This window comes from Granulicella pectinivorans, from assembly GCF_900114625.1.
Classification (GTDB): Bacteria; Acidobacteriota; Terriglobia; order Terriglobales; family Acidobacteriaceae; genus Edaphobacter; species Edaphobacter pectinivorans.
The window spans coordinates 1984224-1995327 of sequence record NZ_FOZL01000001.1 but is presented as its reverse complement, the minus strand read 5'-3'; the positions used below and the strand labels follow the sequence as shown (position 1 = coordinate 1995327).

The following is an 11104-nucleotide window of genomic DNA, read 5'->3' as shown; positions in this document are numbered from 1 at the left end:
CCGGAAAGAAGGCACACGGAGACCTGGACTTTTTACCTCCCGCGGCGCATCGTTGCTTCAACTTCCTCTGGAGAAACGCCATGGACCGCAGACAGTTCTGTACCTCCGGGCTCGCCACCGCAAGCTTCGCCGTGGCTCCCTTCTCCAGCTTCGCGGCCTCCGGTCTCGATCTGGCCCGGCTCGATCTGGCCCGGATCGAACGGCCCCGTGTCCTTCGGCTTGCCAACGCATCCCTGAGCGAGCAGCCCATCACCGTCACGGCCTCTCACTCCGACCGCAGCCCCGGCGGCCCGCACGACTACTTCTCCGAAGGCGACTATTGGTGGCCGAACCCCGCCGACCCGGACGGTCCCTACATCCAGCGTGACGGCCAGTCCAACCCCGCCAACTTCAACGACCATCGCCTTGCGCTCATCCGCCTCTCGCTCCAGATGCCGGCCCTCACCGCCGCCTGGAAGATCACCGGACAGAAACGCTATGCCGCCAAGGCCGCCGACCATCTCCGCGCCTGGTTCATCACGCCCGCTACCCGGATGAATCCGAATCTCCAGTACGCGCAGGCGATCCACAAGATTTCCACCGGTCGCAACTTCGGCATCATCGACACGCTGCACCTCATCGAGGTCGCCCGCGCCGTCACGATCCTCAAGCCCGCCCTTCCCCCCGCCGAGTACGAAGCCACCCTCGCCTGGTTCAGCGAGTACCTCACCTGGCTCACCACCTCGCAGTTCGGCCAACTGGAGCGCGACACCAAAAACAACCACGCCGTCACCTGGCTCCTGCAGGCCGCCGAGTTCGCCCACCTCACCGGCAACATCGCCGTCACCGAAGACTGCCGCACGCGCCTCACGACCATCCTCATCCCCAACCAGATCGCCCCCGATGGCAGCCTGCCACAGGAGCTCGCCCGCACCAAGCCCTACAGCTACGCCCTCTTCTGTCTCGACGCCTTCGCCACCTGCGCCCAGGTTCTTTCCGCCCCATCCGACAACACCCTCTGGACCAGCATCGGCCCCGCCATCGCCTTCATGACACCCTTCATCCGCAACAAAACCACCTGGCCCTACAAACACGACATCGAACACTGGGAGGAGTTCCCCGTGCGGCAGCCCAGTCTTCTCTTCGGTGGCCTTGCCCTCCACCAACCCGCCTGGATCGCCCTCTGGAAGACCCTCGACCCCGACCCCACGTCGCCCGAGGTCATCCGCAACTTCCCCATCCGCCAGCCCATTCTCTGGGTCTAAGACACGCAACGGCGCATCAACCGCCAAAGACATCCCCGGAGCCCAGATGATCCGCACCCTCAGCACCCTTGCCCTCTGCCTCTCTGCACTCGCCCCAGCAAACGCTTCCCCACTCCTTTCGCCGTGGGACGCCGACCCCATCGCCCTCACCAACGCCGCTTATACCTGTCCGGCGATCCCCGCGATCGCTCGCGATCTCACTACCGACGGCTTCTACCGCCTCGACGATCCAACCCACTCCATCATCGATCCCGTACGTGAAGCCGCGTATAAAGCCTCCGCCGACCCGGTCAAAAAGGCCGGAGCCATCATCGTTGCCGCCGCCGACGCCTACCGCACAACCGGCTCTCGCGCCGCCGCCCAATGTGTCGTCGACCGCACCTTCTCCATGGCGCAGGCCCAATCGCTCACCGGCAAGATGTCCTCGAATCAGGCCTACTACGTGCAGGGCTGGATCGCGGGAGCCATCGCCATCGCCTACCTCAAGGTCCGCGCCACCCACCTGGAAACGCCGGAACAAAACGACCTGATCGGCAAGTGGCTGATCAGCGTCAACAACCAGACCACCGCCTACTACGACCGCGACCACAAGAGCGGCGATGCCCAGAACAACCACTACTACTGGGCCGGAATCCAGTCCACCGCCATTGGCACCGTCGCCAACGACAGGCACGCCTTCGACTGGGGCATCCACACCTACAAGACCGGAGTCGGCCAGATCCGCCCCGACGGCACCCTCCCCCGCGAGATGGAGCGCGGCACCCGCGCCCTCCACTATCACCTTTACGCGCTCGCTCCCCTCGTCCTGCTCGCCGAGTTCGGTGAAGCCAACGGCGACGATCTCTACGCGCTCGACCAGGGAGCCATCCACAAGCTCGTGAAGATCTCCGTCGCTGGCATGGTCGACCCTGCCTTCTTCGCCAAGACTACAGGCATCCAGCAGGAGCACGCCGCCACACCGTCAGGCGACCAGATCGGCTGGGCGCCTCCCTACCAGCGCCGCTTTCCCAACCCCACCCTGGCCCGCTTCATCGCCAACGCCCCCAGCCTCAGCGTCCCCTACCTGGGTGGTCTCCCGCCCAAATAAAGAAAGAGGCTTAAGACAATCCCTTGTCTTAAGCCTCTTTTTCCGCTCTGTTCGCCTCTTCCCTACAGTCCTTTGCTCGTTCTAAAGCTTGCGAAGATAAGCCGCATCCACCTTCAGCGACTCCTTCCACGGCATATCGAACGCCTCCTGCTCCACGAAGGCATGCTTGATGTGCTGGGTCTTCTTTGCCTGCACGAACACCGGCTTGTAGTCCGTGCTGCCCTGACCAAGCTCCGTCACCTTCGCCTCCTCACGCGCCTCCGGCGAAGGATTCGGCGGCAGCTTGAAGTCCTTCACATGCACCATCGAAAACCGGTACGGATACGCCTTCATCAGGTCGGCCGGGTTCCTGCCCGCCACAAACGCCCAACCGCAATCGAGTTCGAACGTCACCTTCTTCGGATCGGTCAAACGCAGAAGCTCGAAGTAAGGAATCTTACCCTCGGTCTCGGCAAACTCACCCGTATGGTTGTGATACCCGAATGTGATCCCCAACTTGGCCAGCTTCTCGCCGAAGAGGTTGAACTGCTCTGCGTTATAGTGCCAGTCGTCCAGCGTGATCGGTCCCTTCACACTCGGATCGCGCCGTCCCGGCCCGGGACAGATCATATTCGTCACCCCGCACTCCTTATCGAAGGCCACCGTCTCGTCGAAGCGATCCTTGAAGTCTCCAAAACCACGGTGCGCGCTCACACACTTCAATCCGGCCTTATCGAGCGCCGCACGAATCTCCTTCGCGGACTTCTTGGGCAGCGCAGCCGACTCCACCTCGGTGTAGCCCGCCTCGGCCACGCCCGCGAGCGTCCCCTCGAAGTCCTGCGCCATCTCCTTGCGGACGGAGTAAAGCTGAATCCCCAGAGGGAGGCCAAGCGGATTCGCAAACGCCATCCGCCCGCCCAGCCCAAACGCCGCCACGGCTCCTGCTGTGGTCCCGATAAACCGTCTGCGTGAAATCGTCATAGTGCTCCTTTTCTAAAAACTCTAAGCGCCCTGCGCGGGCAGCGGTCGCTTCGTGACGTAAACGCCCGTCTGGCCGCGACGATCTCGTGCGAGCATCCCATTGGTCGCCAACAAAACCTCATTCTCGACCAACGGGAGAGCCACGCGAAGCAGTGACCGTCCGCGCGCAGCGGGCCCGTCCGGCAGAACGTACTAAACGTTGCCCTTCTTCATCTCGCCCGCAAGATACTCCGAAGCACGCATCGACAAAGCAAGAATTGTCATCGTCGGATTCTGCCAGCCTGCACTCGTAAACACCGACGCATCCACCAGGAACAGGTTCTTATGATCGTGGCTCTGTCCCCACTTGTTCACCACACTCTTCTTCGGATCGTCGCCCATGCGGCAGGTTCCGACCTCGTGAATGCTGTACCCGGGAGGATTCGGCACCGGATTCTTCGCCAGCACCTCGAAGCCCGCGGCCTCGGCGATCGCGGCGCCGGTCTCCGCGCAGTCCTTCGACATATTGATCTCGTTCTCCCCGTAGTGCGTCTCGATATGCAGCACCGGGATTCCCCACGCATCGACCTTCTCCTTGTTGATGCGCACATGATTCTCGTACCGTCCGAGAACCTCGCCCATCATCGTCATATGAAAGCCGCTGCCATAGTACTCGTCCATCTTGGACTGCAGCTCCTTGCCATACGCCTTGAAGTTGCGCGCATCGAGCCCGCCCGTTGAGCTCGTCACATTCATCGCGTAGCCGCGCAGGAAGCCATCGGCCTTGGTCTTAATGTTGCGGAATCGAGGCACAATCGCGCCGCCGCCCACCAGCCCGTTCTTCGCGTGCTTGCCGCCACGCGCCTCCGGCACCGAGCACACCACGCCCGGACCATAGATCTGGTCCATCAGATAGCGCCCAACCAGACCGCTCGAGTTCGCCATGCCTGAGTTCAGCAGAAGTCGCGTCGTCTCGAGCGTTCCAGCCGCGACCACAATCACACGCGCCTTCACATGCAGCTCCCGGCCCGTCAGACGGTCGACGAAGTGAACACCGTTCGGCTGCCCCGTCGTCTTGTCCCGCGTGATCTCACGCACCACGGCATTCGCAATCGAGGTCAGCTTGCCCGTCTTCTCCGCATCCGGCAGCAGCAGGTTCACCGAGCTCGCAAGACCGTCGCGCCCATTCGCGCGCCTCTGCTTGCAGATCTGCATGTCGTACGCCTGACCGGCCTTGCCAAAACGCAGCATCGCCTCCGACCACGGGCTCTTGTCCAGCACGAAGTTGCCATCCGGCATCTGCGGCGGACCATCCAGCGCACCCTCCACCTGGAAGATCTCCTCCACGCGCGAGTAGAACGGCGACAGCGTCGCTTCATCGATCGGCCAGTCCTCACCAAAGCCATCGTGCGACTTGCCCTTCAGCTCATAGTTGCTCAGCCGGAACGACTGCCTCGACCAGAACAAAGATCGCCCGCCAAACAGCCGCACGCGCACCCAGTTGTAGGGATTCGCCGGATCGAAGGTATACGGAACCTCCTGCTCGTCCACCCACACATGCTCGTTGAAGCCGTTCGACTGGAACACATGCTCCAGCTTGCCGGGCTGCTTGAACCCGCGATACGGCAGCTCATACGCAGGCTTCGGCTGCGCGTCGCGGCCCACATCGGCCACCGGACCGGCATTCAGCATCAGGCATGAAATGCCCTGCTCCGTCAGGATCTTCGCGGCCATACCGCCCGCGTGACCCGACCCAATAATCAGCACATCGAAGATCTCGTTTGTCATAGTCTCTGCTTCTATCGCGGGTAAGAGGGCATGGGGTGTGCGGCCTTGGGAACCGCCTGCACATGCGGCTGCACATGCGCCGAAGCAGCGCTGACGCCACGCAGATCCGGTTCAATCGCATACCAATACAGCCCGCCCGGAGCCTTCCCTCCGGAGGCGACGCTCCAGGCAGCCGAGTTCACCGTGGCTGTGCGAATCTCATCATGCGCAATGTTGATGAAGTCCGCATGCGACTCCGTGGGCGGATGATCGCTCATCCAGGTCCGCAGCCAGGGCTTCAGCAACTCATCGGCCTGCTCGTCGCTCAGCTTTGCGAACGGCGTCTTGAACTTCTTCACCGCCTCCGCATCGAGCCAGCCGAGACCGCCCGTGTAAAGCTTCTTCCGCGCATCGGGCGACTTGCCGATGAAGAAATCGAAGAACGCCGGAGCCTCCGCTTCGATCGCGCCCGGCTTGCCGTCGAACGAAGGCACAAGCACCTCGCTCAACCTGGTCAAGGTAGCCATCTGCGCACTGGTAAAGAACTTCAGCTCGCCGTCCGCCACTGCATCCGCAACGACGACATGCGGCACAGGCGTCTGTGGATTCAGCCCCTGCGTCCACGGTGTGGGCGCAGGCAAAGGCAACTGCGCGCCCTTCTGCGCAAACAGCAGCCGCGGAACCGCAACAACCGCCAGCACAGCCCGGACAAAGTCACGACGCAACATACTCGACTCCTTGTTTCCCATGGAACGGATTACGCATAAAACTTACACCACCGGCATTTCCATCGTCCACCAGACAAACGATGGTCTCTACTTCTCCCAGTCATCCGTCCGAAACGGCGATGCCGGAAGCTGTTCCTTGTTGTACAGATTGGCCACGGGAGGCGCGTCCCATCCGTACCGAACCGCCACCGGATGCGTCACATCCGCGCTCGTCACCACCACGTCGTTGCCAACGATCTGCGCCATCGCCTTGTGCCAGATCTTGTCGTCGCCCGCAACCGTAAAGCCCACCAGCACATCGTCCGGAGCCTCGACGACATCCTTACCGCTCACCGGCCTCTTCACAATCGCCAGACCGCCGCCCACGCTGTCGAACGACAGCCGCACCGACGCGCCCTCCACCTTCATCGACGTGTACACCGGCCCCGAGTACACCAGCTTCTTGCCATACGCCACATGCTCCGCGGCCAGCGCCAGTCGGTCGCCGACGATCTCCTTGAACGGCGGATGAATATCCTTATAGGTCCCGACATCGGTAATCACCGCCATGCCCGTATGCGGTACCGAGAGCGTCTTCGACTGCGCCTCGCGCAACATGCCCCACTGCGCGTTGAAGTCCGCAAGCTGCACGAACAGGAACGGAAAATCGCCCTCGCCCCACTTCTCCCGCCAGCTCTTGATCATCAGCGGAAAGAGCGTCCGATACGCCACCGCGCGCCCTGCATTGGACTCACCCTGGTACCAGATCGCGCCCTTGATGCCATACGGAATAATCGGTGCCAGCATCGCGTTGTAGAGCGCCGTCGCATGGTTCGGCCCACCCGTCGGGTCCGGCATCTGCGGCTCCGGCACAAGCGCCGGACGCACCGGCAGCGGCTCCCCAACCGGCGTCGCGTCTACCCGCGCCTGCCACGCCTTCAGCGCCGCGTCATTGCCCGGCTTCACATCCGCCAGCCACGCCGCATGCTTCTCCTTGTAATCTGCAATGGACTGCGGAAGCGATGTCATCGCAGCATCGTAACCGGCTAGCAGCTTGGCATGATTCGCCGCGACATCCGCCAGCAAAGGCTCCTTCTGCAAGTCGTCATACGGCGTCCACGCCTCGGCCGGCGTGCCTCCCCAGCTCGTATGGATCAGCCCCACCGGCATTCCCGTGAACTTCTGAATATCCCGCCCGAAGAAGTAAGCCACCGCCGAAAATCCATTCCACACGCCGTATCCCAGCGACTCCGGCGTACATACCCACCACTTGCCCACACCCTCCGTCTTGATCGGCCCAATATCGCTCATCGGATACGCCGCCGTAGCCCGCGGCACGGTGAACAAACGAATCATCGGCTGGTTCCCCGACGCCAGCGCCGCCGCGCTCGAGCTCGAGCCCTTCACACCAAACTCCATATTCGATTGCCCCGACGCCACCCACACATCGCCGATCAGCACATCGGTAAACGTCAGCTCGTTCGTGCCCTTCACCAGCAGCGTCGTCGCCGCGGTGCTCGCCTTCTCGGCCTTCAGATCGACGCGCCACTTGCCCGCTGCGTCCGCCTTCGTCTTCTTCGTGTCCTTGCCCAGCGTCACCGTCACGGCCTCGCCCGGAGCCGCCATGCCCCACACCGGAATCGTCTTCCCGCCCTGCAGTACCATGTGATCGCCGAAGATCGCCGGCATCTTCACCTCGGCCGCTGCACTCAGCACGCCCATCGAAAAAAGACCTGCCGCCACCAGACAAAGACGATTCATCACGCCGCTCCCTCTCGATACAAACTGTTCGGTATGCGGGTTCGGCCAGGGCTGGAAACGCTTCCGTCCCGCCCCAACAGCTTAGTGGGAAAATCTGCTTTTGAACAGCACCTTAAAAACGAAGCGGCCCGCACCGCCATCCAGGCAGTGCGGGCCGCTGTGCGTGGCTACGCCTTCGCCGGTGCGTCGCCCAGTTGGAAGACCAGCGTACCGCCCTGCGCCAACTGCGCATGCGCAATCTGCAACCCCGCATGCGAAGCTCCATTCCACGTCACGCCATGGAGATACATCGACTTCGCCGACTCCCGCTTCGCCTCGACGACGAGCTTCTTGCCCTCGCCCACCGAAACCGAAACCTTGTCGAACAGCGGCGTGCCGAAGTCGTACATCGCACTCACCGGATCCACCGCATACAGCCCCAGCGCACTCATGCAGAACCACGCCGACATCTGTCCGCAGTCCTCATTGCCCGCCATGCCATCCGGCTTGTTGTCGTACTGCGTCTCCAGCAGGCTCCGAATCCGCGACTGCGTCTTCTCCGGCGCGCCCGCGTAGTTGTACATGTACGCAATGTGATGGCTCGGCTCATTGCCGTGCGCATACTGCCCCACCATGCCCGCGACATCGGGTGGCATATCGGGCGGCAGGTCCGAGCTCTGGTTGAACAGCGCATCCAGCTTCTCGATGAACTTCTCGTTGCCGCCCATCGTCTCGATCAGCAGAGGGATGTTGTGCTGCACCAGGAACGTCGTCTGCCAGGCATTGGCCTCGGTATAGTCGCGCTTGCCCGAGATGTTGATGCTCTTCGGATTGAACGGATGACCCGCCCAGTGTCCATCCGCATATCGCGGACGGATGAAGCCCGTCTCCTTGTCGTACAGGTTGACGAAATTCTTCGACTGCTTCATCAGCAGCTCGTAGTCCGCCGTCTCACCCGCAGCCTTGGCCAACGCAGCCACGGCACGATCGTCGTAGGCATAGTCCATCGTCTTCGAGCCCGACTCATCTTCCGTATCGCAAGGCACATACCCATACTTCCGGTATTCGCCCAGACCGCGATAGTCGTCGCTCAGCGCACGCTTCTTGAACGGTTCATAAGCGGCCTTCACATCGATGCCCTGGAAGCCCTTCGCCACCGCCTCCGCAACCACCGGCGCCGAGTGGTATCCATCCATGCACAGCGTCTCCGCACCCTGCAGCGGCCAGATCGGCACACCCTGGGGGCTCTCGTTTGCCATGCGGATCAGGCAGTTCACCAGCGCCGGCACCCGCTCCGACATCATCAGCGTATACATCGGATGCAGCGCGCGATAGGTATCCCACAACGAGAACGTGCTGAAGTTATGCTCGCCCTTCGCCATCTGGTGGACCTTGTCGTCCATCCCGCGATACTTGCCGTCGACATCGTCGAACAGCGTCGGCGCCACCATCATGTGGTACAGCCCCGTGTAATAGATCTCCAGGTACTTCTCGTCCCCACCGGCGATATCCACACGCGTCAAAGCCTTCTGCCACATCGCATGGGCCGCGGCACGTGTGCCGTTGAAATCCCATCCCGGAGCCTCAGCCGCAAGGTTCGCCTTCGCGCCGTCGATGCTCACACCGGAGATCCCGGTCTTCACCAGGATCGTCTCCTTCTCCGTCGTCTTGTAGTGAATGACCGCGCGCAAAGCCTTGCCCTTCACCACCTTCGACCCGTCGTCCACCAGCACGCCATCGTCGTAGAAGTCGACCGACGTAAACGGCTTCGAGAACTTCATCGCGAAGTGAATCTGCCGCCCCTTGCCCCACACGTCCATGCAACGTGCGCCAACTATGGAATCGTTTCCAACAACGGTCAGCGAAGCCCAGCGGACGGGGTCCTTCTGGTGCGGATCCGTATGCATCATGTCCAGCAGGAACACGCTCTTGTCCGACTTCGGAAACGTGTAACGATGCATCCCGGTGCGCTCGGTCGCCGTCAGCTCCGCCGTCACCTTCGAGTCCTTCAGGAACACCTTGTAGTAGCCCGGAACCGCAACCTCATCCGCATGCGAAAACTTCGACCGGTAGCTGGTCTTCGCGTCCACACCCGCCTTCGGATCGAACTTGAAGTCGTCCGTCGCCGGCATCAGCAGCACATCCAGCATGTCGATGCAGCCCGTACCGCTCAGGTGAGTGTGGCTGAAACCCAGAATCGAATCGTCGTTGTAGTGATACCCCGAACAGTGATCCCAATCGCTCGCGCCTGTATCCGGGCTCAACTGCACCGCGCCAAACGGCACCGTGGCCCCGGGAAAGGTGTGTCCGTGCCCACCAGTGCCGATCGCCAGCTTCACCCACTTCGTATGATCCGCAGCGCCTTCACTCTTCGCAACCGGCAGTGCAAACGCACTCCGCGCATACACCGCCGCCGCACCAGCCGACAGCGCTCCAACAAACGTCCTTCTCGATACCATCGAAGCTCCTCACAAACACTTTCTAACGAATCATCTTACCGGTTCCAGCAAGTGGTCGTCGCACCCCTTCGGCGCAATCAAAGGATTGCAGCGCCCCGCAAGCCCATCCGGAAGCTTCACGACGTATGGCGTCCACGGCGAAGGCTCCGACCCGGGATAATCCGTGCTGATGATCTGCGCACCCGTGCTCAGCGAGAGATCGCGTCGCGACGTGTCGTTGGTGCGTGCCGCCTCCGTGCCTTCATCCGTACGCGTCCGCACCAGATAGCCCTGTTTCACCAGGCCGTTGATGCGCTCGGCCGAACCGTTGTTCTCCTCCGTAAACGCCGCATCCGGAAGACCCGGCTCCGCATTCGTAAACAGAATCCGCCCCTTCAACGAAGGATGCCCATCCGTATAGATCCCCTCGACCTTCCTCTGGTCCATCAGGAAGATCACCTTGCCACGCGTCTTCTCGAGCGTCGGCCAGCCCTTCTTCGTGATCGCCGCGTTCAACGTAGCCGCACGCCCACGAACATCGTCCGGAGTTACGATCTCGTCCTTCGGAAACACCGAAAGAATCTCCGCATCAAGCGCATCGAAGACCTCCTTCGTAAACGGCTCGGTCTTCACCGCCTCCGGCATCTCCTTCATCTCGCCTTCCTTCGTCTCGATCAAGAGAAACAGCGGAAGATGCTGCGGATGCGCCTTCGACCACGTCCGCACCTGCGTCAGGCACACCACGAACGTATGGCACACACTGCGCTGGTCGATGTCCTGCATATGCATTACCTTGAAGCCGGGCTTGTCCAGTTCATGATTCGGATCCAGTTCAGGATCCGCAGGCAGCCCATCCTTCGCCACCATCGCCGTAATCTTCGGATGCGCATACTTACCACCCTTCGCATCGGCAAAGACATCGATCTCAAGCTGCCGCACACCGCCATCGAGCTGGTCCGCCAGCGGAGCATGCTTATAATCCAGCGCGTGCAGCGCCTTCGCCGCGTGCGCCTCCATCCACTTCCGCTCGCTCGGCGCAAAGCCCGCATGGTAGCTGTTGTGCGAGCCGATCACCTGAATCTCGTTCACCTTCACATGCTTGTCCTGCTCGGCCATCGTGCCCTGTGCCATGGCTGTACCCGTAGCCGCCAGCGCCAACATCATCGTCGCAATCCGTGTCAT

The 11104-nt window shown here is 61.8% G+C and carries 8 protein-coding genes; 2 read left to right on the top strand and 6 right to left on the bottom strand.

What is annotated here, in order from left to right:
- The first annotated feature begins 80 nt into the window (after positions 1-80).
- On the top strand, positions 81-1244 hold the full coding sequence (locus BM400_RS08040) for an alginate lyase family protein (RefSeq protein WP_089838291.1): 1164 nt from the start codon (positions 81-83) through the stop codon (positions 1242-1244).
- Between the two features lie 46 nt (positions 1245-1290).
- Entirely contained in the window at positions 1291-2331 is a 1041-nt protein-coding gene (locus BM400_RS08035) for an alginate lyase family protein (RefSeq protein WP_089838289.1), read from the top strand.
- Positions 2332-2412: 81 nt separating this feature from the next.
- Here the strand turns inward: BM400_RS08035 and BM400_RS08030 are convergent, their stop codons facing one another.
- The 6 genes from BM400_RS08030 to BM400_RS08005 all read right to left on the bottom strand — a co-directional run bounded on the left by BM400_RS08030 (position 2413) and on the right by BM400_RS08005 (position 11104).
- Entirely contained in the window at positions 2413-3291 is an 879-nt protein-coding gene (locus BM400_RS08030; RefSeq protein ID WP_141223846.1) for a sugar phosphate isomerase/epimerase family protein, read from the bottom strand.
- Positions 3292-3483: 192 nt separating this feature from the next.
- On the bottom strand, positions 3484-5058 hold the full coding sequence (locus BM400_RS08025) for a GMC oxidoreductase (RefSeq protein WP_089838284.1): 1575 nt from the start codon (positions 5056-5058) through the stop codon (positions 3484-3486).
- 11 nt (positions 5059-5069) lie between these two features.
- Entirely contained in the window at positions 5070-5765 is a 696-nt protein-coding gene (locus BM400_RS08020; protein WP_175528925.1) for a gluconate 2-dehydrogenase subunit 3 family protein, read from the bottom strand.
- An 87-nt stretch (positions 5766-5852) separates the two neighbouring features.
- Positions 5853-7505 carry a sialate O-acetylesterase gene (locus BM400_RS08015; protein ID WP_089838280.1) on the bottom strand — a complete coding sequence of 551 codons (1653 nt, stop codon included), beginning with the start codon at positions 7503-7505 and terminating at the stop codon, positions 5853-5855.
- A gap of 167 nt (positions 7506-7672) precedes the next feature.
- Positions 7673-9943 carry a GH92 family glycosyl hydrolase gene (locus BM400_RS08010; RefSeq protein WP_089838278.1) on the bottom strand — a complete coding sequence of 757 codons (2271 nt, stop codon included), beginning with the start codon at positions 9941-9943 and terminating at the stop codon, positions 7673-7675.
- Positions 9944-9973: 30 nt separating this feature from the next.
- A complete protein-coding gene (locus BM400_RS08005; RefSeq protein ID WP_089838276.1) occupies positions 9974-11104 on the bottom strand; it encodes a phosphatidylinositol-specific phospholipase C1-like protein in 1131 nt (376 codons plus the stop codon).